This is a genomic window from Micromonospora sp. WMMA1947, assembly GCF_027497355.1.
Taxonomy (GTDB): domain Bacteria; phylum Actinomycetota; class Actinomycetes; order Mycobacteriales; family Micromonosporaceae; genus Micromonospora.
Genome location: NZ_CP114909.1, coordinates 2,756,079 through 2,780,978, shown reverse-complemented (window position 1 = coordinate 2,780,978; position 24,900 = coordinate 2,756,079). Strand labels below are relative to the sequence as shown.

20 protein-coding genes are annotated in these 24,900 nt (G+C 72.7%); 6 read left to right on the top strand and 14 right to left on the bottom strand.

From position 1 onward, the window contains the following. Positions 1 to 66 precede the first annotated feature (66 nt). The 4 genes from O7604_RS13420 to O7604_RS13405 all read right to left on the bottom strand — a co-directional run bounded on the left by O7604_RS13420 (position 67) and on the right by O7604_RS13405 (position 5,299). Entirely contained in the window at positions 67 to 993 is a 927-nt protein-coding gene (locus O7604_RS13420; RefSeq protein WP_121685977.1) for an ABC transporter permease, read from the bottom strand. Positions 994 to 1,139: 146 nt separating this feature from the next. Next, complete coding sequence (locus tag O7604_RS13415) at positions 1,140 to 2,783, bottom strand: ABC transporter substrate-binding protein (RefSeq protein ID WP_269704081.1); 1,644 nt, start codon at positions 2,781 to 2,783, stop codon at positions 1,140 to 1,142. 586 nt (positions 2,784 to 3,369) lie between these two features. Continuing rightward, positions 3,370 to 4,047 (bottom strand): response regulator transcription factor, encoded by a 678-nt coding sequence (locus tag O7604_RS13410; protein WP_030501521.1) that lies wholly within the window; start codon positions 4,045 to 4,047, stop codon positions 3,370 to 3,372. 1 nt (position 4,048) lies between these two features. Beyond that, positions 4,049 to 5,299 (bottom strand): ATP-binding protein, encoded by a 1,251-nt coding sequence (locus O7604_RS13405; RefSeq protein WP_269706995.1) that lies wholly within the window; start codon positions 5,297 to 5,299, stop codon positions 4,049 to 4,051. Positions 5,300 to 5,475: 176 nt separating this feature from the next. On the opposite strand from O7604_RS13405, the gene O7604_RS13400 reads away from it, so the two are divergent. The 3 genes from O7604_RS13400 (at position 5,476) to O7604_RS13390 (ending at position 9,146) form a co-directional block, all read left to right on the top strand. Beyond that, positions 5,476 to 7,320: a PspC domain-containing protein gene (locus tag O7604_RS13400; protein WP_281579774.1), complete on the top strand. Its 1,845-nt coding sequence runs from the start codon at positions 5,476 to 5,478 to the stop codon at positions 7,318 to 7,320. Continuing rightward, positions 7,317 to 7,742: a hypothetical protein gene (locus O7604_RS13395; RefSeq protein ID WP_269704079.1), complete on the top strand. Its 426-nt coding sequence runs from the start codon at positions 7,317 to 7,319 to the stop codon at positions 7,740 to 7,742. The genes O7604_RS13400 and O7604_RS13395 overlap by 4 nt, the downstream gene beginning before the upstream one ends. A gap of 156 nt (positions 7,743 to 7,898) precedes the next feature. After that, complete coding sequence (locus O7604_RS13390) at positions 7,899 to 9,146, top strand: phosphatidylserine decarboxylase (protein ID WP_269704078.1); 1,248 nt, start codon at positions 7,899 to 7,901, stop codon at positions 9,144 to 9,146. Positions 9,147 to 9,206: 60 nt separating this feature from the next. On the opposite strand, the gene O7604_RS13385 is transcribed toward O7604_RS13390, so the two are convergent. From O7604_RS13385 to O7604_RS13375, 3 genes are all read right to left on the bottom strand, one after another. After that, positions 9,207 to 10,121: a CDP-alcohol phosphatidyltransferase family protein gene (locus O7604_RS13385; protein WP_281579773.1), complete on the bottom strand. Its 915-nt coding sequence runs from the start codon at positions 10,119 to 10,121 to the stop codon at positions 9,207 to 9,209. A 345-nt stretch (positions 10,122 to 10,466) separates the two neighbouring features. Beyond that, positions 10,467 to 11,378 (bottom strand): NUDIX domain-containing protein, encoded by a 912-nt coding sequence (locus O7604_RS13380; protein ID WP_281579772.1) that lies wholly within the window; start codon positions 11,376 to 11,378, stop codon positions 10,467 to 10,469. A 120-nt stretch (positions 11,379 to 11,498) separates the two neighbouring features. Beyond that, entirely contained in the window at positions 11,499 to 12,446 is a 948-nt protein-coding gene (locus O7604_RS13375) for an NUDIX domain-containing protein (protein WP_281579771.1), read from the bottom strand. A gap of 144 nt (positions 12,447 to 12,590) precedes the next feature. Between O7604_RS13375 and O7604_RS13370 the strand changes: the two genes are divergently transcribed. Further along, complete coding sequence (locus O7604_RS13370) at positions 12,591 to 12,932, top strand: PspC domain-containing protein (RefSeq protein ID WP_269704074.1); 342 nt, start codon at positions 12,591 to 12,593, stop codon at positions 12,930 to 12,932. Positions 12,933 to 12,938: 6 nt separating this feature from the next. Here O7604_RS13370 and guaA read toward each other — a convergent pair whose 3' ends face one another. Both guaA and O7604_RS13360 read right to left on the bottom strand, forming a co-directional pair. Continuing rightward, complete coding sequence (guaA, locus tag O7604_RS13365; protein ID WP_281579770.1) at positions 12,939 to 14,495, bottom strand: glutamine-hydrolyzing GMP synthase; 1,557 nt, start codon at positions 14,493 to 14,495, stop codon at positions 12,939 to 12,941. A gap of 119 nt (positions 14,496 to 14,614) precedes the next feature. After that, entirely contained in the window at positions 14,615 to 16,297 is a 1,683-nt protein-coding gene (locus O7604_RS13360) for a GMC family oxidoreductase (RefSeq protein WP_281579769.1), read from the bottom strand. A 141-nt stretch (positions 16,298 to 16,438) separates the two neighbouring features. Between O7604_RS13360 and O7604_RS13355 the strand changes: the two genes are divergently transcribed. After that, complete coding sequence (locus O7604_RS13355) at positions 16,439 to 17,539, top strand: LCP family protein (RefSeq protein ID WP_269704071.1); 1,101 nt, start codon at positions 16,439 to 16,441, stop codon at positions 17,537 to 17,539. Between the two features lie 3 nt (positions 17,540 to 17,542). On the opposite strand, the gene O7604_RS13350 is transcribed toward O7604_RS13355, so the two are convergent. The 4 genes from O7604_RS13350 to guaB all read right to left on the bottom strand — a co-directional run bounded on the left by O7604_RS13350 (position 17,543) and on the right by guaB (position 23,285). Further along, a complete protein-coding gene (locus tag O7604_RS13350; RefSeq protein ID WP_281579768.1) occupies positions 17,543 to 19,000 on the bottom strand; it encodes a M1 family metallopeptidase in 1,458 nt (485 codons plus the stop codon). Positions 19,001 to 19,087: 87 nt separating this feature from the next. Beyond that, on the bottom strand, positions 19,088 to 20,485 hold the full coding sequence (locus O7604_RS13345; RefSeq protein WP_281579767.1) for a M1 family metallopeptidase: 1,398 nt from the start codon (positions 20,483 to 20,485) through the stop codon (positions 19,088 to 19,090). Between the two features lie 88 nt (positions 20,486 to 20,573). Then, positions 20,574 to 21,692: a GuaB3 family IMP dehydrogenase-related protein gene (locus O7604_RS13340; protein ID WP_013288539.1), complete on the bottom strand. Its 1,119-nt coding sequence runs from the start codon at positions 21,690 to 21,692 to the stop codon at positions 20,574 to 20,576. 30 nt (positions 21,693 to 21,722) lie between these two features. Further along, positions 21,723 to 23,285, bottom strand: coding sequence for an IMP dehydrogenase (gene guaB / locus O7604_RS13335; RefSeq protein ID WP_269704068.1), 1,563 nt, complete (start codon positions 23,283 to 23,285; stop codon positions 21,723 to 21,725). Positions 23,286 to 23,482: 197 nt separating this feature from the next. Here guaB and O7604_RS13330 point away from each other — a divergent pair, with 197 nt between their 5' ends. Then, positions 23,483 to 23,887: a DUF5319 domain-containing protein gene (locus O7604_RS13330; RefSeq protein ID WP_269704067.1), complete on the top strand. Its 405-nt coding sequence runs from the start codon at positions 23,483 to 23,485 to the stop codon at positions 23,885 to 23,887. Positions 23,888 to 23,899: 12 nt separating this feature from the next. On the opposite strand, the gene O7604_RS13325 is transcribed toward O7604_RS13330, so the two are convergent. Beyond that, positions 23,900 to 24,712 (bottom strand): response regulator transcription factor, encoded by an 813-nt coding sequence (locus O7604_RS13325; protein WP_269704066.1) that lies wholly within the window; start codon positions 24,710 to 24,712, stop codon positions 23,900 to 23,902. Positions 24,713 to 24,900 lie beyond the last annotated feature (188 nt).

The following is a 24,900-nucleotide window of genomic DNA, read 5'->3' as shown; positions in this document are numbered from 1 at the left end:
TCGTTGCGCTCGGCGCGGGCGTGGTTGCCCGCGCAGACTGCTGGGACGATTCGTTCGCTGCGGCGGTCACTCATAGCGGATCCTCGGGTCGAGGGCGGCGTAGAGCAGGTCGACCACCAGGTTCATCACGAGATAGACGAGCACCAGCACCACCACGATGCCGACAACGGTAGCGCTCTCCTTGGTGACGATCGAGCGGAGCACCTGCCGGCCGATGCCGTTGATGCCGAAGATGCCCTCCGTCACGATCGCGCCACCCATCAGCGCGCCGAGGTCGGTACCGAGCAGGGTGACCACCGGGATGAGCGAGTTGCGGAGCAGGTGCACGCCGACCACGCGGCGCATCGGGAGGCCCTTGGCGATCGCGGTACGGACGTAGTCGGCACGCCGGTTCTCGGCGATGCTCGTACGCGCCACCCGGGCGATGTACGCCATCGATGCGCTTCCGAGCACGAAGCCCGGCACGATCAGTTCACTGAACCGCATCTCGTTGGACACGGTCGGGTTGATGATGCCCCACTTGACGCCGAGCAGCCACTGCAGCACGAAGCCGATGACGAAGACCGGAAGGGCGATCAGGAAGAGGGTGGAGACCAGGACCAGATTGTCCAGGAATCCGTTGCGCCGCAGGCCGGTGAGAATGCCGGCGCCGAGACCGATCACCGCCTCGATGGCGAGGGCGACCACCGCCAGCTTCAGGGTGTTCGGGTACGACGTGGCGATGATGTCGCTGATCTCGCGACCGCCGAACGTGATACCGAAGTCACCCTGCAGAAGGTTCTTCATGTAGCTCGCGTACTGCACCCAGATCGACTCGTCGAGGTTGTACTTCTCGGTCATCATGGCCCGGTAGTTGGGCGGGCAACCGCGGTCGCCGCACTTGCCGGCGAAGGGGTCACCGGGCACGGACCAGACGAGCCAGTAGATCAGGAACGTCGTGCCGATGAACACCGGTACGAGTTGCAGCAGCCGTCTCAAGAGATAACGGCCCATGGGGTGGTCCTCCAGACAGGGAGCGCCGGGGCGGGCCGGCGCGGCGGCGACAACGTTGCGAGGGGTTCGTTGTACACCCCCTCGCGGAACGGCCCCGGGTCGGGCTCACCGGTAGGCGAGCCCGACCCGGGGTCAGAGCGTTCGGATCAGAGCTCGACCGAGGTGATGTCGAGCTCGCCGACGTTGGTCAGCTCGAGCTTCTTGATCTTCTCCGAGTGGCCGGACTGCTGGCCACCGAAGTAGATCGGCATCGACGGGACTTCCTGGTCGATGATCTTGACGGCCTCAGCGAACTTCTTGTGGGCCTCCTCGATGCTGGGGGCCGCGGTGGCCTCCTTGGCGAGGGCGTCCACCTGCGAGTTGCTGTACTTGCCGTCGTTCGAGGAACCACCGGTGACGTAGAGCGGGTTGATCCAGTTCTCGACGTCCGGGTAGTCCTGCTGCCAGCCGGCCCGGTACGCGCCGGTCATCTTGTAGGCGTTGATGTTGGCGCGGAAGACCGCGAAGGTCGGCACGCCGACGGCGACCGCGTCGATGCCCAGGTTGGTCTTGATCTGCTGGGCGACGGCCTCCATCCACTCCTTGTGGCTGGCGTCCGCGTTGTACGACAGGGTCAGCTTGCCCTGGAAGCCACCGGCCTCGGCGAGGAGCTTCTTGGCCTCTTCCACGTCGAACTTGCAGGCGGTGCAGTTGCCCGGCTCGGCGCCCGGGGTCAGCGGGTTGGCCCAGCTGTCGGCCGGCTTGCGGGTACCGAAGAAGATCTTGTCGGTGATCGACTGCCGGTCGATGGACAGCGAGATCGCCTTGCGCAGCTTCGGGTTCTGGAAGCGCTTGTCGTAGATCGGGAAGGCGATGATGCCGGTCGACGGGGTGGTCGAGGCCATGGCCCGCTCGCCCAGGTCGGTCTTCCACTTCTCACCGGCCAGCGCGGAGACCGGAACCTGCTGCTGGAAGTCCAGGTTGCCGGCGAGCAGGTCGTTGTACGCCGCCGTGTCGTCCTGGTAGATCTTGACGGTGACGTCCTTGATCTTCATCTTGTCGCGCAGGCTGTAGTCGTCGAAGCGGGTCAGCTTGATCTCGACGTCGTCCTGCCAGGAGACGAGCTTGACCGGGCCGTTACCGATCGGCTTCTTGCCGAACGTCGCCGGGTCGGACGAGAAGAACGCGTCCGGCAGCGGCACGAAGGCGCTGTAGCCGAGCTTGGTCGGGAACACGGCGGTCGGCGCGGTGAGCGTGACCTCGAAGTTCCACTCGTCGACGACCTTCAGGCCGGACATCTCCTTGGCCTTCGGCTCCGGAGCCTTCTGCGGGCCCTCCGGGCCGTCCGGGTCCTCGGTGTAGACCTCGTCGAAGCCCTGGATGTCGGAGAAGAAGGAGGCGTTCTGCGCGCCGTTCGGGCCGTACGCCGCCCAGTTCCAGGCCTTGACGAAGCTCTCGGCCTTGACGGTGGTGCCGTCGTGGAACTTGGTGTTCTGCTTGATCTTGATCTTGAAGACCTTCGAGTCGCTCGTGTCGATCGACTCGGCGAGAAGGTTCTGCGGCGCCCCACCGTTGTTGGGGTACTCGACCAGACCGCTCCACATCCAGTCGATGATCGCGCCGCCACCGGTCTCGGTGGTGTTCGCCGGAACCAGGGGGTTCTCCGGCTGGGTGCCGTCGATGACGATGGCGCCGTCCGAGCTGGCGCCGGCGTCGCCACCGTCGTTGTTCCCGCTGGAGCAGCCGGACGCGACGAGCGCGAATGCCGCGCCCACCGCGAGCGCGCCGCTCGCCCGCTTCGAGACTCTCATTCCGAGGGGCCTCCTCTTTCTAACCTGGTTCCGTCGTGAGTTTCACGCACGTCTTTGGGGGTGACACCACCGGCGACCCGAGCCGCAGGAAGCCGGTTTACCGCAGAGGAATTCGGGACACCCCAGGGGTACCGATCCGCCGGGCGCCACACCCTGGACGAGACATCGCGCAGGGCCGTCGGCCACGCGGCGGCGCTGATGGCGGCGTCACGTGGTCGGCAGGCCCGACGAGATGCCTCACACCGGGGGGTGAGGTGCTGCCACTGTGACACCAACCGGCCCTTTCCGTGAAGGTGCCGTTATCAAGCCGTTAGTTGCTCGCCACGTTGCCGATACTTGAGAAAAGATCACAAAGCGTACGGACGATAGGGCCCTGAACAGGCAAGACGGGCATAGAAAGGTCGACAAGCATCCCTGCGGCAGGGAGGGTTGTGACGTTCACCGCGCCGGCCTGGGCGACTCCCACGGACGCGCGACTGTCGCGTTTTCTGTCCGTCCGGATGATGCCACACCGACTGAGCGGGCGACAGAGGCGCCCGGGGGTACGAGGCCGCCGAGGCCCCGCCCCCGGGCGGACGTGGGATTTCTAGACCAGGCGGCGGTCGGCGGCCCAGCGGGAGAGCTCGTACCGGTTCGACATCTGGAGCTTGCGCAACACGTTGGAGACGTGCGTCTCGACCGTCTTGATCGAGATGTAGAGCTCCTTGGCGATCTCCTTGTACGCGTACCCCCGGGCGAGCAGCCGCAGCACCTCGCGCTCGCGGTTGGTGAGCTGGTCCAGCTCGGGGTCGGCCACCGGCGCGTCCGGCCGGGAGGCGAACGCGTCGAGCACGAACCCGGCCAGCCGCGGGCTGAACACCGCGTCGCCGTCGGCCACCCGCCGGATCGCGTCGGTCAGCTCCTCCGGCGAGATCGTCTTCGTGACGTACCCCCGCGCGCCGGCGCGGATCAGGCCGATCACGTCCTCGGCGGCGTCGGAGACGCTCAGCGCCAGGAACCGCACCTGCGGGTGGGTACGCCGCATCGCCTCCAGCACCGCGCGGCCACCGCCGTCGGGCATGTGCACGTCGAGCAGGACCACGTCCGGCGCGGTGGCGGCGATCCGGGTCACCGCCTCGGCCACCGAGCTGGCCTCACCGACCACCTCCACGCGCGCCCCCAGCTCGGCGCGGACGCCGGCCCGGAACATCGCGTGGTCGTCGACGAGGAACACCCGCAGCGGCCCGCGCGGCGCCGTACCCTCGACCGGTTCCTGCTCGGACATGTCACTTGTCCCTTTCCGCCGTGGATCCGGAGCCGCTGATCGGCAGGATCAGCCGGACCTCGGTCCCTTCCCCAGGCTCGGACCGGATCTCCGCCCGGCCGCCGTGCCGTTTCATCCGTCCGATGATCGAGCCCCGGACGCCGTGCCGGTGATTCTCCACCGTATCCGGGTCGAAGCCCTTGCCCCGGTCCCGGACGAACACGCTCACCTGCTCCGGCTCCACCTCGGCGTACAGCGACACGGTCTGCACGCCGGCGTGCCGGGCCGCGTTGACCAGGGCCTCCCGGCCTGCGGCCACGATCGCGCCCACCCGTTCGTCGGTCTCCCGATCGCCGACCACGACCACCTCGACGGTGATGGCGAACGTGTCCTCGACCTCGGCGGCGGCCTGCTCCAGGGCCGCGGCGAAGCGCTCCGTGGGCGACGCGGCCGGCTTGTAGAGCCAGTTGCGCAGCGAACGCTCCTGACCCCGGGCCAGCCGCTGGACGGTCTTGACGTCGCTGGCGTTGCGCTGGATCAGGGCCAGCGTGTGCAGCACCTGGTCGTGCACCATCGCGGCCAGTTCGGCGCGCTCCTGCTCACGGATGCGGCCCTCCCGCTCCGAGCGGAGCTGGTTCCAGGTGCGCCAGAGCACCGGACCGGTCACCACACCCACGCCGGCCAGCCCGACCAGCGCGAAGATCACGCCGTTGAGCACCGCGTCGAAGTTCTGCGCCGGCGAGTAGACGGCCGCCACGCCGATGATGCCCACCGCGACGAGTACGCCGCCGCCGATGAAGCGCAGCACAAACGCGCGCCTGTCGCTCTCCTCCACCACCGCGCCCAGCCAGGGCACCGCCGAGTCACCCCACTGCCGGCGGCGTTCCGGGCCGGACTGGTGCCAGATGACGCCGGCGCCGACCGCGATGATCGCCACCAGCCAGCCGGCGGTGCCGGCCGCGCCCACCGAGTTGAACGCGACCACCTGGAGCAGCAGCACACCGAGCCCGATCACCACGAACGGCAGCAGCTGGGCGAGGTCGCGACGGGGCGGGACGGCGGTGTCGCCGGGGCGGGGCGGGACCACCGCCCAGAAGGCGGCGTAGAGCAGCAGCCCGAGCCCGCTCAGCCCGAGCAGCACCATGAACGCCACGCGTACCCGCAGCACCGGGATGCCCAGGTGCTCGGCGATGCCCGCGGCCACCCCGGCGGCCAGCCGGTGGTCGGTGGCCCGGTAGAGGCGCGGGGCGTGCGGGGCGGGGGTGCTGCTGATCGGAGGCTCCCAGGTCGAGGCGGTTGTGCCGGCGGCACCGACGCTCAGATCGTCACACGGCGGCGAGGCCCCGGACCACGGGGACGCCCCGGAGTTTCACCGGCGGCGGATCTCAGGGTGGGGTCAGGGTCGGGTCCGGAGGCTGCTCGGGCGGCCGGGGCAGCAGTATCGAAGGCATGAACGAGGACGCTGCCCGTCCGCCCCGCCCCTGGGCGGCAGCACAGGACGCCCCGCCGCCGCCCCCGCCGGGAGCGGCGCCCACCACCGACCAGGCGACCCCGCCGCCCGGCGGCGGCACGCCGTTCGGCGGTCCGCCACCCGGTGGGTACGCCCCACCGCCCGGCGCCGCCGGCTTCACCACCCGGTACGGCCTGGTACGCCCCCGCGAGGGCCGCTACCTGGCCGGGGTGTGCGCCGCCATCGGCCGGGCCACGAACACCGACCCGGTGCTGTGGCGCGTGCTGCTGGCCGTGCTCGGCTTCTTCGGCGGCATCGGCATCATCGTGTACGTCGCCGGCTGGCTGATCATCCCCGGCGAGGGCGACACCGCCTCGCCGGTGGAGGCCATGCTCGGCCGGGGCCGGTCCAGCATGTCCCCGATCACGGTGATCGTGCTCGGCATCGTGGTGGCGCTCGGCTTCGCCTACGTCGTCACCGACGGGTTCCGGGCGATCCTGCTGGGCGCGGTGATCCTCATCGGCGGCGCGCTCCTGCTCAACCGCGAGCAACGCGGCCCGGGGCAGCGGCCGCCGCAGCAGGCGCCGCCGCACGGTCCCCCGCCGGGTCCGGTGCCACCGGTGGCCTGGCCCGCACCGCAGGCCCCGGCACCGGGCGCGTGGACCGCGGCTCCCCCCGCGGCGCCGTGGACCGGCACGCCCGCCGGGCCGGCCACGCCGGTACCCCCCGGAGCGGCACCGTCCAGCGGCCTGCCCGCCACCCACCCGGAGCCCGGCTACCCGCCGGCCGGCCGCCCCGAGCCGGGCTACCCCCCGGCGTCCGTGTCCCCGGCGTCCGCCGCCGAACCGGGCTACCCGCCGGTGCCCGGGTCCGAGCCGGGGTACCCGGCCACGTCCGACGCGGAGCGCGAGCCGGGCCCCTCCGGTACCGGCTACCCGACGCTGCCGGCGCCGGGCTGGCCGGCCGCGTCCGGCACCCGGCCGGGCCCGTCCGAGCCGACGACTGTCGCGATGCCGCACGTGACCGGGCCGGCCGCCGACACCGCCGCCTGGCCCGCGTACGGCGGGAACCCGGCCTGGCCGGGCGAGCCGGGCGCCGTGCCGCCGCCCACGCCGGTGGGCGCACCGCTGCCGCCCGGCGGTTACCGGCCGCCGTTCGCCCCGCACGGCCCCTACGCGGCGAAGCCACCCGTCCCGCCACCGGTCCGGCCGCCCCGGCCACCGAAGCGGCCCAAGGAGCGCTCGGCGCTCGGCGCGATCACGTTCTCGCTGATCTTCCTGGCGCTCGGCGTGGTGGCCATGCTCGACCTGCTCGACGTCTTCCCGGTCGGTGCCGCCGGCTACTTCGCCGCGGTGCTCGCGACCATCGGCCTCGGCCTGCTCGTCGGCACCTGGTTCGGCCGGGCCCGCTGGCTGATCGCCCTGGGCCTGGTGACCGCCGCGGCGCTCGGCATCGCCACCGTCGCCGAGTCCTACGACCGGGTACGCGGCATCGACGGCAACGTCACCTGGGCCCCGACCGACCTGCGCGACCTGGCGAACCGGTACGAGAACAACCTCGGTGACGCGACGCTCGACCTGCGCGGGATCGACTTCGACAAGCAGGACGTCCAGGTGACCGTCGACGTGAACCTCGGCAACGCGACCGTGGTCGTACCGCCGAATGTCGACGTGACCACTGTGGCCGACGTGAACGCCGGTGACGCCACGGTCTTCGGCCGGCGCAGCGGCGGGCTCGGCGGTCGCCAGTGGGAAACCACCGACGCCGGTGCCGACGGTCCCGGTGGGGGCAAGCTGCGCCTCTTCGTCCACGTGAACGCCGGCAAGCTGGAGGTGACCCGATGAAGGCACACCGTACCGACATCGTGTCGTTCGCTTTCGGACTCGTCTTCCTCGGCCTCTCCGTCTGGTGGCTGCTGGCCCGGATCCTGGGTCTCTCCGTACCTCCGGTCGGCTGGTTCCTGGCCGGCGGGCTGGTGCTGATCGGCCTGCTCGGACTGATCGGCGCGCTGCGCTCCGGCCGCGCGCCGGAACAACCCGCCCCGGACGTCACTGTCGCGGCACCGTACGGCTCCCCGGCCGCCGGCGCGGAGACTCCCGCCGACGCGGAGGCGGTCACCGACACGAAGACGACCGACGGCGCCGACGAGTGGGCCACCCGGGCCACCACCGACTCCGCGGAGCCGGCCACCCGTGAACTGCCGGCGCTCGATCCACCGGCCGGCGAGGCGGCTCCGGAACGCCGTACGCCGGGGGATCCGGCCTGACCGCGCCACTGCGGCGCCCTTCGGACGCGGCCTATGCTGGTCGGCGGAGATCTCGCCTCCGCCGGCCGGCCCGCGCACCCCGACCATGCCGGAGCCGCCGGTCGGGTCGCCGGAGCCGCCCCGTCCGTTCGCTATCTCGTCAGGAGCCCGTCCGACATGACCCAGTCACCCGCCGTGCGCGTCACCGGTCCCTCCGGTGCGGTCCGCATCGGCGAGCGCGCCGCCCGCACGCTCGTCAGCGAATTCGCCCGGCGTAACGACCCGAAGGCCGGCCTGCTGGTCGGCGCGACCCCGGAGTCCGCGGTGCTGGCCGCCGCGATCGAGGCGCTGCTGCCCGGCGACCGGCTCACCGTGGTGCCCGCGGAGGGCGCCGCGGCGGCCGCGCTGCGCGAACACGTGACCGCACAGGGCCGCTGGGTCGCCGACCGGGTACGCGTGGTCGACACCCTAGCCGAGGCCGACGCCGCCGCGGTGGTGGTCGTCGCCGAGCCGTTCACCGGCACCGCGGACGAGGCGCGCACCGCGATCGACGGGCTGGCGAAGTACCTCGCCGAGGGTGCGGTGCTGAGCGTCGCCGCGCCGCTGTTCCGCACCGAGGGCGCCGACGGCGAGCTGGACCGGCAGGGCGTGCTGCACGGCGTCCGCAGCGATCTGGTGCTGCGCAACACCCCGCCGGTACGCGTGCACCACCTGCGGTTCGCTCCGGCGCCGGTCGCGCTCGCGGCCTCGCTGTCCCCGGCGTACCGGCCGTCGAGCGTGCCGCTGACCCGGGGCATGCACATCGACTCGAACGGGGTGGCCGCGGCCGGCATCACGCTCGGCCTGGCCGCCCTGGCCCGGGCCGCCCGGCCGAAGTCGAAGCTCTGGCTGCTGCCGGCGCTGGCCGCCGCGCCGGTGGCCGCGTTCTTCCGGGACCCGGAGCGGGACGTACCGGAGGACCCGTCGGCGGTGGTCGCCTCGGCGGACGGTCAGGTGCTGTCCGTACAGCGCCTCCAGGACGAGCGCTTCGGTGACGGCGAGTGGCTGCGGATCGCGGTCTTCCTGTCGGTGCTGGACGTGCACGTCAACCGCGCCCCGGTGGCCGGCAAGGTGGTCGACTACTTCGTCGCCGACGGCGGGTTCGTCAACGCCATGAAGCCGGACGCCGAGCACAACGTGGCGGCGTACACGGTGCTGGACACCGACCACGGCACCGTCGTGGTGGCGCAGCGCACCGGGCTGATCGCCCGCCGGATCGTGCAGCGGGCACCCGTCGGGTCGCTGCTGGCCCGGGGCGAGCGATTCGGCCTGATCCGGTTCGGCTCGCGTACCGACGTCTACCTGCCGGCCGACGCCGCGGACCCGCTCGTCGGGCCGGGCGACAAGGTGGTCGGCGGCGCGACGGTGATCGCCCGCTGGCGCTGACAGCCGCCGGACATACAGAAGGGGCGCCGCTGCAGCGGCGCCCCTTCTGTCGTTGCCGGGTCAGGCGGTACGGCGCTGGTGCAGCCAGAGCAGCGGCCCGCTGACCAGGTAGCCCACCACCACGAGGGCGAAGGTGAGCCGGATGTCGACGAGCGCGCCGACCACCGGGGCCAGCCAGAGCCACGGCGGCAGCTTCAGCAGCCGGGCCAGCTTCGCGTACGGGAAGCTGGACACCATGGCGAAGGCGAGCAGCGCCACGCCGGCCACCATGATCAGGCCGGAGACCGGTACGCCGATGGCCACGGTCAGGGCCAGCACGGCTGCCGCCATCGTGGTCGGCACGCCGCAGAAGAAGCGGCCGTCCTTCGGCGAGACGTTGAACCGGGCGAGCCGGATCGCGGCGCACGCGGCGACGAGCGCGCAGGAGACCGCGGCGGCGGCCGGGGGCACCGAACCGGCGAGCGAGGCGTAGACCACGACCGGCGCGGCGAGGCCGAACGAGCACATGTCGGCGAGCGAGTCCATCTGCGCGCCGAACGGGCTGGCCACACCGAGCTTGCGGGCCAGCGCGCCGTCGAGGCCGTCGAACGCGACGCACGCGATCAGGCAGATCGCGGCGATCTGCACGTCACCGCGCATGGCCAGGAAGATGGCCAGCATGCCGAGCATGAGGCTGCTCAGCGTGCACGCGTTGACGAGCGCGAACTTGGCCCGGCGGGCGGCGGTGCGCTCACCCGGCAGCAGCGGGATCGCCATCGCCGGAGACTCGTCGTCGACCGGGGCGGCCGGTGCGAGCGCCGGGCTGATCGGGCGCACGGTCTCGATGTCGGTGTCGAGCCGGCCGTAGCGCAGGCGCTGGCGGTCGGCGTAACGGTGGTCGGGGGTGACCCGGTCGGTCCCCGAGACGGTCGCGCCGTCCCGGCGGCCCACTCGGACCAGCAGCACCTGGCGGGCGAACGTACTGCTGCGGCGCAACCTGCCCGCCCAGCGACGCCCTGCGGGGCGCGGACTGTCAGTCGTACGACGCCGGCGCCATGGGGCTCTCGGCACGTTTCCTCCATCACCGGATCGGCTTGCCGCCCACGGTGGGGCGGGTGTCCGGCTGTCTCGTGCCGGACCTTTCGGGTCCGGCAGCCCTTTTGCGGAGTACACCATTGCACAGGGGACTAGGGCTTGGCGATAGCTGCCGGCGGTACTTATATCTCCCTTAACCGCGCGAACCGCCCATTCATTCCCACCTCGGGGCTCAACGCCCGTTTTCGTCGGTCGGCCCTACTCCTGACTGTACCGGAGGTCAACCAGGGCGGCTCGGCGAGCGATTCAGCTCACCCGCCGGACGGTGGCGCGGGCGGCGACGTCGGTCATCGGCAGGCCCGTGACCTGCTCCGGCGCGAACCAGGCGGCCCGCGCGGTGGAGCCGCCGGCCAGCTCGGTCACCACCGCGTCGGTCGGCGCGTCCACGCGTACCCGGTAGATCACCCGGACGCCGTGCCAGTCCAGCGGGCGGCCCTCCGGGCCGAGCGCGGCCGGGTTGTGCAGGTTGTCCACGGCGATCAGGTCGACCACCCGGCCCAGCTGTCCGGCCTCCTCGACCAGCTCGCGCAGCAGCCCGGCGGCCGGCTGCTCGCCGTGGTCGGTGCCACCGCCGGGCAGGTGCCAGCGACCCGCGCCCGGGTACCCGTCGGCGATCATGGTGAGCAGCACCCGGTCGGCGGGGTCGGTGACCAGCCCGTACGCGGCGAAGCGCTGCCGCCGGTCGGCGGAGCGCCCAGCCGGGTCGACGGGCAGTCCTCGGGGCAGGTCGGCCGGCAGCGGCGTCACCGGCAGGCCGAGCAGTTCGGCGGTGAACGGCATCAGCGGGAGACTCGCGGCCTCCTGCGGGGTGAACCAGCCCACCTCGTCGGTGCCGCCGGCCGGCTCGGGCCGCAGCCGCCCGCCCCGCTCCTCGACCTCGAAGATCAACCGGTCGGTGTGCAGCGCGATCCCCAGGTCGGCGAACGCGGCCACGTCGGCCACCGCGGCCCGGATCGCGCCGGGCGCGACGGTCAGCCCGGTCTCCTCGGCGAACTCGCGGACCACCGCGTCGGCCGGGTGCTCCGCGTGCGCGACGCTGCCGCCGGGCAGCTGCCACACCCCCGGGTACGGGCACTTCGCCGAGCCGCGCGCCAGCAGCACCCGCCCGTCGGAGTCCCGCAGCACCCCGTAGGCCCCGACCCGCCGCCGCTGTTCCACCCGCACCACTCCCCCGCACCCGAGCGCCCCACTCCGTCGATCATGAGGTTAGCGGTACCGAGGCGGACATTTCCCGCCGTCAACCTCATGATCGCCGGGTGGGGCGCTCGGGGGTGCGGGTCAGAGAAGGTGGGCGGCCTGGACTGCCTCGGCCGTCACCTCGGTGAGGCGGTCGGTGGGGAGGGCGCCGAGTTCGTCGCGGCGGAACCAGCGGGCCTCGCAGGTGGAGCCGCCGACGTCGGCCACGGTGGGCGGCGCGGGCTGGTCGACGACCACCCGGTAGAAGGCGCGTACGCCGTGCCAGTCGATCGGGTAGCCCTCCGGGCCGAGCGAGGCGGCGTCCCGGTGGCTGGCCACCCCGAGCAGCTCGACCAGGCGGCCGGTCTGGCCGGTCTCCTCGACCAGTTCCCGGATCAGCGCCGCGCCCGGCTGCTCGCCGTAGTCGGTGCCGCCGCCGGGCAGGTGCCAGCAGCCGGCGCCCGGGTAGCCGTCGGACACCCGGGTCAGCAGGACGCGCTCGTCCGGGTCGGTCACCACCGCGTACGCGGCGAAGCGCTGCGCCCGGTGCAGCCCGTCCGGGCCGGGGACGGCGTAGAACGAGGGGAACTCGGGCACCTCCTCCGGCACGATGTCGTCGGTGGAGGTGGGCAGGCCCAGGGCGCGTGCGGTGAACGACCGCAGCGGAAGCTCCCGGGCCTCGTCGAGGGTGAACCAGCGGGCCAGGTCGGTCGGCCGGTCGACCCGCTCGGTGAGCGTCCCACCACGGACCGACACGGTGTAGAGGAGCCGGTCGGTGTGGATCGTGATGCGCCGCTCGGGTAGCGCCCGCATGTCGGCGAGCACGTCCTGGAGGCCGGCGACCGCCACCGAGAGCCCGGTCTCGGCCGCGGTCTCCCGGACGACTGTGTGTTTGGGGTCCTCACCGTGGTCGACCGCTCCTCCGGGGAGCGACCAGGTGCCGGGGGTGCCGGAGCGCTCCGATGCGCGGACCAGCAACACTCGGCCGTTTGAATCAGCACAAACTGCGTATGCCGCGATCCTGCGGAGCGGCTCCAGCGAGGTGGTCACGGGAGCAAATTCTCCCCGGAGCGGGTTACCGACATCGAAAAGAGTCGGATTCCTGACTCTTGGCTGGCGCCTCAGGGACGGATCAGGGTAGCCGTCCGGGCGGTCACCGAGGTCGACCGCCGCAGCGCGCGGGACCGTTGACACATGACCTTCCCGAACCCCTCCCAGGCCCCGTACAAGCAGCTCCGCCGGCCTGTCAGCGACCGCATGATCGCCGGTGTGGCGAGCGGCCTCGGCCGCTACTTCGCCGCCGACCCCACGCTGATCCGGGTGATCTTCGCGACCGCCACGGTGCTCACCGGCGGGCTCGCCGCGCTCGCGTACCCGATCATGTGGTTCCTGATGCCCGAGGAGCCGGCCGGCGCGCCCGCATGGCCGCACCCGCCGGGCACCGCGCCCGGGTGGCCGCCGGTCCCGCCGGCGGCACCGGTCCCGCCGGCTACCCCGCAGCCCGGGGCCGGACCGCAGACGCCGCCCGCGGCCTGAGCGGCGTCACTCCCACTCGATGGTGCCCGGCGGCTTGCTCGTCACGTCCAGGACGACGCGGTTGACCTCGGCGACCTCGTTGGTGATCCGGGTGGAGATCCGGGCCACCACGTCGTAGGGCAGCCGGGACCAGTCGGCGGTCATCGCGTCCTCGCTGGAGACCGGGCGCAGCACCACCGGGTGACCGTAGGTGCGCCCGTCGCCCTGCACCCCGACGCTGCGGACGTCGGCCAGCAGCACCACCGGGAACTGCCAGACACCCCGGTCCAGGCCGGCCGCGGTCAGCTCCTGCCGGGCGATCAGGTCGGCCTTGCGGAGCACGGCGAGGCGCTCCTCGTCGACCGCGCCGATGATCCGGATGGCCAGGCCCGGCCCGGGGAACGGGTGCCGCCAGACCATCGCCTCGGGCAGTCCCAGCTCCAGGCCGATCGTGCGGACCTCGTCCTTGAAGAGCGTGCGCAGCGGCTCGACCAGGGAGAACTTGAGGTCCTCGGGCAGGCCGCCGACGTTGTGGTGGCTCTTGATGTTGGCGGTGCCGGTGCCGCCGCCGGACTCCACCACGTCCGGGTAGAGCGTGCCCTGCACCAGGTATTCCACGTCGCCGTGCGCGGCGATCTCCCGGGCGGCGGCCTCGAAGACCCGGATGAACTCGCGGCCGATGATCTTGCGCTTCTGCTCCGGATCGGTCACCCCGGCCAGCGCGCCGAGGAACCGCTCCCGGGCGTCGACCACCTTGAGCTTGATGCCGGTCGCCGCCACGTAGTCCTTCTCGACCTGCTCGGCCTCACCGGCCCGCAGCAGGCCGTGGTCGACGAACACGCAGGTGAGCTGGTCACCGACGGCACGGTGCACGAGCGCCGCGGCGACCGCCGAGTCGACGCCGCCGGAGAGGCCGCAGATGACCTCCTTGTCGCCCACCTGCTCCCGGATCCGGGCGACCTGCTCGTCGATGATGTTCGACGGCGTCCAGGTGGGTGCGATGCCGGCGATGTCGTACAGGAAGCGGGTGAGCATCTCCTGGCCGTGCGCGGTGTGCCCGACCTCGGGGTGGAACTGCACACCGGCCCGGCGTCCCGGCAGGTCCTCGAAGGCGGCCACCGGGGCGCCCGCCGACTCGGCGGTGACGGTGAAGCCCTCCGGCGCCTCGGTGACGCAGTCGCCGTGGCTCATCCAGACCGGCAGGTCGGCCGGGAGGTCACGCAGCAGCACGCCGGGCTCGGTCAGGCGCGGGCGCAGCGGGGTGCCGCCGTACTCGCGGTTGCCGGTGCGCGAGACGGTGCCGCCGAGCGCCTGGGCCATGGCCTGGAAGCCGTAGCAGATGCCGAAGACCGGTACGCCGGTCTCGAACATCCCGGCGTCGATCTGCGGGGCGCCCGGCGCGTAGACGCTCGACGGGCCACCGGACAGGATGATCGCGGCCGGGTTCTTCGCCAGCATCTCGGACACCGGCATGGAATGCGGGACGATCTCCGAGTAGACCTTCGCCTCGCGGACACGGCGCGCGATGAGCTGGGCGTACTGGGCTCCGAAGTCCACCACGAGGACGGGGCGAGGCGTGCTCATGTGCGCAAAGCCTACCGACAGTCACCGGGCCGCCGGACGCGCCCCGGCGGTGTGGCGGGGTGAATGTGTTAACAAGGGGCCCTTCCTCTACCGGAGGCGTTAAGAAGGGGCCCTTCCTTTCACCGCAGGGCGGCGGGGGCGTGCGGGGGGACGGCCGGGCGCCGCGGCGGGACCGGCGCCACCCGGGTGTACGCCGACCCGAGCGCCGGACGTGGGTCCGCCTCGCCCTTGTTCGGCCAGTACGACATGGCCCGCTCGGCCTGCGCGGTGATCGTCAGCGACGGGTTGACGCCCAGGTTCGCCGAGACCGCCGCGCCGTCCACCACGTGCAGCCCCGGGTGGCCGTACACCCGGTGCCAGGGGTCGATCACGCCCTCGTCCGGGGTGGCGCCGATGACCGCGCCGCCGAGGATGTGCGCGGTCACCGGAATGTTGAACGGCTCGGTGACCGCACCACCCGGGGTGCCGCCGATCTCCTCGGCGAGCAGCCGGGCCGCCGTGTTGCCGGCCGGGATCCAGGTCGGGTTGGGCGCGCCGTGGCCGGGGCCGGAGACCAGCCGGCCCCGGCGGTAGCGGGTGGTCAGCGAGTTGTCGACCGACTGCATGACGAGCGCGATAACGGTGCGCTCGGACCACCGGCGCACCGACAGCATCCGCGCCGCCAGCAGGGGCTGCCGGACGATGCTGCCCAGCCAGCGCCGGGCGCGGCGGGGACCGCCGTCGACGAGCAGCGACTGGAGCAGGCCCATCGCGTTGGAGCCCTTGCCGTACCGGACCGGCTCGATGTGGGTCTGCGGGTCGGGGTGGAACGAGCTGGTGATCGCCACCCCCTCGGTGAAGTCGAGGCCGCGCTTCCGGGCCGCGCCGGGCGCCACCGAGGCGCCGAGGATGGCCTCGGAGTTGGTGCGGGTCAGCTCGCCGAGGCGGGGCGAGAGCGCCGGCAGCGCGCCGGTCGCCTTCATCTCGTGCAGCAGCCGCTGGGTGCCGAGCGCGCCGGCCGCGAAGACCACCTGGTCGGCGTGGATCACCTCGCGCCGCTTGCGCAGCCAGGCGCCGGTGCGTTCGGTGTGCACCGCGTAGCCGCCGGCCGGGTCGGGGCGGACGGCGGTCACGGTGGTCAGCGGGTGCACCTGCACGCCGAGCCGCTCGGCCAGCCAGAGGTAGTTCTTCACGAGCGTGTTCTTGGCGCCGTGCCGGCAGCCGGTCATGCACGACCCGCAGTGGCTGCACCCGGTGCGGTCCGGGCCGGCCCCGCCGAAGTACGGGTCGGCCACCCGCTCGCCGGGCCGCCCGATGTGCACGCCGACCGGCGTCGGGTGGTAGGTGTGCGCCACCCCCATCCGCTCGGCCACCGCGCGGACGGCCCGGTCCGCGCGGGTGTCGATCGGGTACGTGGTGACGCCGAGCATCCGCTTCGCCTGGTCGTAGTGGCGGGCCAGTTCGTCGCGCCAGTCGGTGATGTCGCGCCACTGCGGGTCGGCGTAGAACGCGTCGAGCGGCTCGTAGAGCGTGTTCGCGTAGACCAGCGAGCCGCCGCCCACCCCGGCGCCGGAGAGCACGAGCACGCCGCCGCCGGCCTTGCGGTCGGCCGAGCGCAGCAGCGTGATCCGCTGGAGCCCGAAGCAGCCGAGCCGGGGCGCCCAGAGGAACCGTCGCGCCCGCCAGGACGTACGCGGGAACTCGTCGTCGGCGAAGCGCCGTCCCGCCTCCAGGACGCCCACCGTATAGCCCTTCTCGGCCAGCCGGAGCGCGGTGACGCTGCCGCCGAACCCGGAACCGATGACGAGCACGTCGTAACGCATGAACGCATCATTACCGACCGGTAGCTATGGCGCCAGCGAGTGTTTTTCGCAGATCATGCAGAGCGCTCGATTCGCCGGGATTCCCGCCGCTGCAACCTTTGGCATCCCCTGGCGCGTCGAATTCCACGGGGAGGCACGAACGTGACGAGACGACGCCTGCTGGGCCTGGCCGCACTGGTGGCGGCGCTGCTGGTGGCCACCGGAGCGGTGGTGACCACCCGGCTGGTGTCCGGGCGCCCGTCCGCCCCGGCCGCCGCACCGAGCACCGCGCCGCCGGCCTCCCCCACACCCGCCCCGACCACCGCCAGCCCGACGCCGCCGCCCGGCGCCGACCTGAAGGGCCCGCTCAACCTGCTGCTCGTCGGCGTGGACACCCGGGTCAGCATCCCCGGCTGGGAGCCGCACGCCGACGCGGTGCTGCTGCTGCACGTACCGGCCGGGCTGGACAAGGCGTACCTGTTCTCACTCCCCCGCGACCTGGTGGTGGACATCCCCGCCTACCCGAAGGCCCGCTACCCGGGCGGCCGGACCAAGCTCACCCACGCGATGAGCTACGGCAGCCGGGTGCCGGGCGACAAGGCCAACCCCAGCACCGCCCAGGGGTACGAACTGCTGCGCACCACCGTCTCCCGCTACACCGGGCTGCGCATCGACGCCGGGGCGGTGATCACGTTCGGCGGTTTCGACAAGCTGGTGGACACGCTCGGCGGGGTGGACCTCTACGTCGACCAGCAGGTCGCCTCCCGGCACCGCCGCCCGGACGGCACCATGCGGACGCTGACCGGCGGCGGGTACGTCGGGCCGCAGATGGTCTACCGGAAGGGCACCCGGCACCTGACCGGCTGGCAGGCGCTGGACTACGCGCGGCAGCGCTACACCGCCGGCGGCGACTACACCCGGCAGCGGCACCAGCAGCAACTGCTCCGGGCACTGGCCCGCAAGATCCTCGACCAGGGCACCGCCCGCGACCCGCAGCGGGTCGAGCAGGTGGTGGCCGCGCTGGGCAAGACCCTGGTGTACGCCGGGGGCGGCCGGAAGTTGATCGACTTCGCGTACGCCCTGGGTGGTATCCCGGCCGACCGGCTCACCCTCGTCGTGCTGCCCGGCGCGGGGGTGAGCAGCGGCGGCGCCTACCGGGGTGAGCAGCTCAAGCCGCTCGGCCGCGACTTCCTCACCGCGCTGCGCGGCGGGCGGGCCGACGCGTTCCTGGCCGCCCACCCGTCGCTGCGCGTCAAGAACTGACCCCTACAGCGACTTGGGGGCGGGCGGGCGCTCGGTGCCGTACAGCCACGGGTCGAAGACCTTCGCCAGCTTCTTGCCGGAGATCCGCTCGGCCAGCGCCACGAAGTCGGCGGTGGTGGCGTTGCCGTTCTTCCGCTCCGCCGCCCAGGTGCGCAGGACGGTGAAGAACGCGGTGTCACCCACCGCCACCCGCAGCGCGTGCACAGTCATCCCGCCCCGGTCGTAGACCGAGCGGCTGAACAGGTTCGCCACGCCCGGCTTGCCCGGGGGCGTACGCCACACCTGCCCGCCGGCGTTGGCGTACTTCTGCTCGAACGTCCGCTGCACCGTGGTGGAGCCGCTGTGCTCGGCCCACAGCCACTCGGCGTACGTGGCGAGCCCCTCGTTGAGCCAGATGTCCTGCCAGCGCTGGATCGACACGCTGTTGCCGTACCACTGGTGGGCCAGTTCGTGCGCGACCACACCGGTGTTGTCGCCCTGCCGGAAGAAGCTCGCCGAGTAGACCGGCCGGCTCTGCGTCTCCAACGCGTACCGGATCCGCTCGTCGTCGATCACCACGCCGCCGTACGCCTCGAACGGGTACGGCCCGAAGACGCTCTCCAGGTAGTCGGCGACCTCGATCGTGCGCGCGATGGACCGGTCCGGCGCGCCCTCCGCCACCTGGGTGGTGACCGCGTTGTAGACCGGTCGTCCCTTGTGCTCCCCGGTGGTGACCCGGAACTTCCCGATCGCCACGGTGGTCAGGTAACTGGCCGTCGGGGCGGTCTCCGACCACTTCCAGGTGGTCCAGGCGCCGCTTGTCGTCTTCCCCTTCGGCACGCCGTTGGAGACCGCCGTCAGTCCCTTCGGGACGGTGATCTCCATGTCGTAGGTGGCCTTGTCCGACGGGTGGTCGTTGACCGGGAACCAGGTGCTGGCCGACTCCGGCTGACCGAGCGCGATCGCCCCGTCGGTGGTGTGCAGCCAGCCGCCCTCGCCCAGCGACTCGGTACGCAGCGGCTCCGGCCGGCCGTCGTACCGGATCTCGGCGGTGAACCCGTTGCCGGAGGTCAGCCCGATCGCCGGGGTGATCACCAGTTCGTCGTCGGTGCGGCTGTGCCGGGCGGCGGTGCCGTCCACGGTGACCGAGCGGACGGTCAGCCCGGCCAGGTCCAGGTTGAACGCGGACAGATTGGCGGTTGCCGTGGCCCGCAGCGTGGTGGTGCCGCTGAGCTTGTCCGTCTCCGGGTCGTAGCGCACCTTCACGGTGTAGTGGGCGACGTCGTACCCGCCGTTGCCGTAGCTCGGGAAGTACGGATCCCCGGCCCCGGCGGCACCCGGCGCGAAGGTTCGCGAGGCGGCCGGCGTGGGCGTGGTGGGTGACGCGGGGCCGGGGTCCGGGTCGCCCGAACCGCAGCCTGCGACCAGCAGCGTGCCGCAGGTCAGCAACCCGAGCCGTCGTCGTGCGCCGCGCCGCGTCATCGCCTCGATCCCTCCCGCGCCGTTCGGCGGCCCCGCCCATGGGCCGCCCCGACCGCGGCAGCCTACCCAGCGGCGGTCACGCGTGCGTCACGGCAGTCCCGGCGGCGTACCACCGACCAGCCAGGCGTCCAGCAGCGCCCGCAGCGGGCGGCCCGACGTGCGTTCGGCGTACCCGACGAAGTCGGCGGTGGTGACGTTGCCGTCGCGGTGCTGCGCCAGCCAGCCGCGCAGCACGCGGTAGAACGTCTCGTCGCCCACGGCGCGGCGCAGCGCGTGCACCGCGAGCGCGCCCCGCTGGTAGACCGCGTCGCCGAACATCCCGGCCCGGCCCGGGTCGACTGTGGGCCTGGACCAGTCGGTGGCCGCGTAGCGCTCCGCGAAGGTCTGCGCCACTGTGCGCCCGCCGTCGTGCTCGGCCCAGAGCCATTCGGCGTACGTGGCGAAGCCCTCGTTGAGCCAGATGTCGCTCCACCGGGCCACCGAGACGCTGTCGCCGAACCACTGGTGGGCCAGCTCGTGCGCGACCACCTCGGTGTTCGGCCGGTCGCCCCGGAAGAAGCCCGGCCCGTAGACCGGCCGGCTCTGCGTCTCCAGCGCGTACCGGATCCGCTCGTCGGCGACCACGACACCGCCGTACGCCTCGAACGGGTACGGCCCGAAGCGCGCGGCCAGGAAGTCGGCGATCTCGCCGGTGCGGGCCACCGACGCGGCGGCCGGACCGTCCGGCGGCAGCGCCGCGGCGACGGCGGTGACCAGCGGCTTCCCGGCGTGGGTGCCGCTGCTGACCCGGTAGTCGCCGATCACCAGCGTGCTCAGGTAGCTGGCCATCGGCGCGCGTTCCGCCCAGCGCCAGGTGGTCCAGCCGCCGCTGGACGTCTTGCCCCGCGGCACGCCGTTGGACAGCGCGGCGAGGCCGTCCGGCACGGTGACCGCGAGGTCGTAGGTGGCCTTGTCCGACGGGTGGTCGTTCACCGGATACCACGTGCTCGCCGACTCGGGCTGGCCGAGCGCTATCGCACCGTCCGGTGTGGCGTGGAAGCCGCCGTCGCCGAGTTCGGCGTTGGGCAGCGGTTTCGGCACCCCGCCGTACGTCACCTCGACGGTGAACCGCTTCCCCGAGGGCAGCCCGCGCGGCGGGGTGACGATCAGCTCGGCGCCGTCGTGGCGGTGCTTCGCCGACTCCCCGTCCACCCGCACCCGCTCGACGTCCAGCCCGGCCAGGTCGAGATGGAACCGGGACAGCGCCCGGGTGGCGGTGACGGTCAGCGTCGCGGTGCCGGTGAGCTTGTCGCCGGCCGGGTCGTAGCGCACGTCCAGCGCGTAGTGGCCCACGTCGTAGCCGCCGTTGCCGGCTCCCGGCACGTACGGGTCACCGGCGTCCGCCGCGCCCGGCCGGAACCCGTTGTCGTCGTCACCGCCGATGCAGCCGCCCAGCGCGAGCGCCGCCGCCACCAGCCCTGCCGCCCAGACCCGCCGCCGTCTCACCCGGCGAGCCTAGACGCGCGACGGCGCGGGCGGGGCCGGAACACGTCCGCGCCGCCGCCCGCGCCGTCACGCGGTGCTCAGCCGGTGCTCAGCGGTCGAGGACCAGCCCGACCTTCTGGAACTCCTTCAGGTCGCGGTAGCCGCACTTGGCCATCGCGCGGCGCAGGCCGCCGAAGAGGTTGAGCTGGCCGTCCGGCTCGTCGGCCGGACCGAACAGCAGCTTCTCCATCGAGCCGAGCGGCTCGCCGGCCACCTCGAACGCACCCCGGGGCAGCGACGGGTGGCTGGCCGCGGAGTGCCACCAGGCACCGCCGGCCGGGGCCTCCTCGCACAGCGACAGCGGCTCGCCGAGCATCACCGCGTCCGCGCCGCAGCCGAGCGCCTTGGCGATGTCGCCGGAGGTCTGCATGTCGCCGTCGGCGATCAGGTGCACGTACCGGCCGCCGGTCTCGTCGAGGTAGTCGCGGCGGGCGGCGGCGGCGTCGGCGATGGCGGTGGCCATCGGCACCCGGATGCCGAGCACCGACTCCGTGGTCGACCAGTCGTCGCCGCCGATGCCCACGATCACGCCGGCCGCGCCGGTACGCATCAGGTGCAGCGCGGTCTTGTAGTCGGTGCAGCCGCCGACGACGACAGGCAGGTCCAGGTCGGCGATGAACTCCTTGAGGTTCAGCGGCTCGTCGGTGGTGGAGACATGCTCGGCCGAGACGAGCGTGCCCTGGATGACCAGGATGTCCACGCCGGCGTCCAGGATCACCGGGGCCAGCGCCAGGGTGTGCTGCGGGGAGACCCGCACCGCCACCGTGCCGCCGCCCTCGCGCAGCTCACGCACCCGCTCGGCGATCAGGTCGGGACGGATCGGCTCGGCGTAGACCTCCTGGAGGCGCTTGGTCGCCCGCGCGTCCTCGCCGAGCCCGGCCAGCTCCTCCAGGATCTTGGCCGGGTTCTCGTACCGGGTCCAGAGGCCCTCGACGTTGAGTACGCCGAGGCCGCCGAGCTGACCGAGCCGGACCGCCGAGGCCGGGCTCATGGTCGCGTCGGAGGGGTGCGCGACGCACGGGATGCCGAACTGGTACGCGTCGAGCTGCCACGCGGTGGAGACGTCGTCGACGTCCCGGGTGCGGCGGCTCGGCACGATGGCGATGTCGTCCAGGTGGTAGCCGCGCTGCGCGGTCTTGCCCAGCCCGATCTCGACCACGTCACGCATGGGGGACTCCAGGTGGTTGGGGGTGGTGGGTCAGCGGGAGTGGTAGTTGGGCGCCTCGACGGTCATCTGGATGTCGTGCGGGTGGCTCTCCTTGAGCCCGGCCGCGGTGATCCGGATGAGCTGGCCACGCCGGTGCAGCTCCGGGATGCTCTCCGCGCCCACGTACCCCATGGCGGCGCGCAGCCCGCCGATGAGCTGGTGGGCGACGGCGGACAGCGGCCCCCGGTAGGGCACCTGGCCCTCGACGCCCTCCGGGACCAGCTTGTCCTCGGCGAGCACGTCCTGCTGGAAGTAGCGGTCCTTGGAGTAGGACTTGCCCTGGCCGCGCGACTGCATCGCGCCGAGCGAGCCCATCCCCCGGTACGCCTTGTACTGCTTGCCGTTGATGAAGATCAGCTCGCCGGGGCTCTCCTCGCAGCCGGCCAGCAGGCTGCCGAGCATCACCGTGTCCGCGCCCGCGACGAGCGCCTTGGCGATGTCGCCCGAGTATTGGATGCCGCCGTCGCCGATCACCGGTACGCCGGCCGGACGGGCGGCGCGGGTCGCCTCCATGATCGCGGTGATCTGCGGTACGCCGACCCCGGCGACGATCCGGGTGGTGCAGATGGCGCCCGGGCCGACGCCCACCTTGACGCCGTCCGCGCCGGCCTCGACGAGCGCCTTCGCGCCCGCGTACGTGGCGATGTTGCCGCCCACGATGTCGATGGTGACGTCCCGCTTGAGCCGGGCGACCATCTCCAGCACGGCGCGCTGGTGACCGTGCGCGGTGTCCACGATGACGACGTCCACGCCCGCGTCGACGAGGGCACGGGCCCGCTTGTAGCCGTCCTCGCCCACGCCGACGGCGGCGGCGACCCGGAGCCGGCCCGCGTCGTCCTTGGTGGCGTTCGGGTACTGCTCGCTCTTGGTGAAGTCCTTGACCGTGATCAGGCCGCGCAGCTTGCCGCCCGCGTCCACGATCGGCAGCTTCTCGATCTTGTGCTGGCGCAGCAGGCCGAGCGCGTCGTCCTTGCTCACGCCGACCGGCGCGGTGATCAGCGGGGTGCGGGTCATGATCTCGCGCACCGGCGTGGCCGGGTCGGAGACGAACCGCATGTCGCGGTTGGTGACGATGCCGACCAGCTGGCCCTGGCCGTCCACGACCGGGACGCCGGAGATGCGGTAGCGCCCGCAGAGCGCGTCGACCTCGCGCAGCGTGTCCTCCGGGCTGGCGGTCACCGGGTTGGTGATCATGCCGGACTCGGAGCGCTTCACCAGGTCGACCTGGAGCGCCTGGTCCTCGACGGAGAGGTTGCGGTGCAGCACGCCGATGCCGCCCTGGCGGGCCATGGCGATCGCCATCCGCGCCTCGGTGACCGTGTCCATCGCGCTGGACAGCAGCGGCACGGTCAGCTCGATGTTGCGGGTGAGGCGGGTGCGGGTGTTGACGCGGCTGGGCACGACGTCCGACTCGCCCGGCTGGAGCAGCACGTCGTCGAAGGTCAGCCCGAGCGGCACCACGCGGGCCGAACCGGCCGGCAGCTCGGGCAGATGGCCACCCAGCTCCCCGCCGTCGGCGCCGGCCGGAATCTCGGTGCTGGGCGAATTCTCCACGATTGCTCCCCTGAGCTGGTCGAACGGGCTGCAGCGAGGCGGCGCGCGGGGGCACCGGCAGGCGCCGGGTGACGGCGCGTCGCCTCATCGTACCCACCTACCCGTCCGCGCCCGGGCAGCGGCGGGCCCGAGGGTAGGCCGGGCCACAGCACGGGCTGGGGCGGGCTTTCCGGCGGCTCGGGGTCTACGGTGAGGGGGTGCACGACGAGCCCATCGACCCGTTCAACGGCGACCCGGCCGATCCGGCTGCCGGCCTGCACGATCCCGGCGACGACGACGCGCTCGACCCGCTGACCGAGGTCGAGCGTCAGGACGTCCTGGAGGATCTCGCCGATCTGGAGATCTACCAGGCGTTGCTCCAGCCGATCGGCGTGCGCGGCCTGGTGATCGAGTGCGAGGACTGCCGCGAGCCGCACTACTTCGACTGGGACCTGCTGCGCGGCAACCTGCGCCACCTGCTCAACTCGGGGCGCCCCCGGGTGCACGAACCGGCCTACGACCCCGACCCGGACCACTACGTGAGCTGGGACTACGCCCGCGGCTACGCCGACGGCGTGCACGACACGCTCACCGAGGGCACCGACGACACCGCGCAGGAGTGATCCCCGCGCGGGTCAGGCCACCAGGCCGGCCCGGAATCCGGCCGCCACGGCGTGCGCCCGGTCGCGCGCGCCGAGCTTGCGGAACAGCCGCCGGGCGTGCGTCTTGACCGTGTCCTCGGAGACGAACAGCTCCCGTCCGATCTCCGCGTTGCTCTTGCCCTCGGCCATGCCGAGCAGCACCTGAAGCTCCCGCTCGGTCAGCCCGATCGCGCTGCGCGGCGCCCGCGCCGGCCGCTGGGCCGCACCGGCCCGGGGTGCCTCCGCGCCGTCGGCCGCCGCCGGGTCGTCCGGGTCCTCACCCCGCTGCACCGGCACCACTGTGGGCAGGCCCGCCGCGTCCACCGGCGCCGTCGCCGGCCAGCCGGGCCCACCCTGGGTACGCCCCGCCGACCGGGTCGGTCCGCCCACCGCCGCCGCGTCCCGGGCGGTGTCCGCCACCCGGTGCCTGTTGCTCCGCCCGGGGGCGGAGAGCAGCAGCAGCGCCTTGGCCACCGCGCTGGTCAGGTCGTGGTCGGCGTTCTGGATCAGGCCGCGCGCACCGGCGCTGATGGTGGCCGCTGCCGACTCCGACTCCTCGGCGCCGAGCAGCAGCACCGCGGCCTGCGGGGCGCGGGCCAGCACCCGCCGGACGAAGCCGGCGCTGTCCGGGCGGGTCAGCGCGGTGTCGGCGAGCACCACGTCCACCGGACGCTCGGCGAGCCGCAACATCACCTCCGGGTCGGAGACGGCCGTCCGGACGACGCCGGACAGCCCGAGCCGCGCCGCCGCGGAGGTCAGATGCTGGGCCGCCAATGGTGTCCGAACGCACACAAGAACACTACGCACAGTGGTCTCCTCTCCGACTCAGAGCAGACCATGCGGAGGTGGGGTCGGGAGGGGGTTCCGGGCAATCATCCGAACTTTTCCGACAGATGGGGCATATGCCGCCGAGTGTCCGAGGTTTTCGATCACAGATGTGTGAGGCGCGGACCGCTCGGGTACCGAGGGGTTCATCCGGAACCGGCATCCCGCGC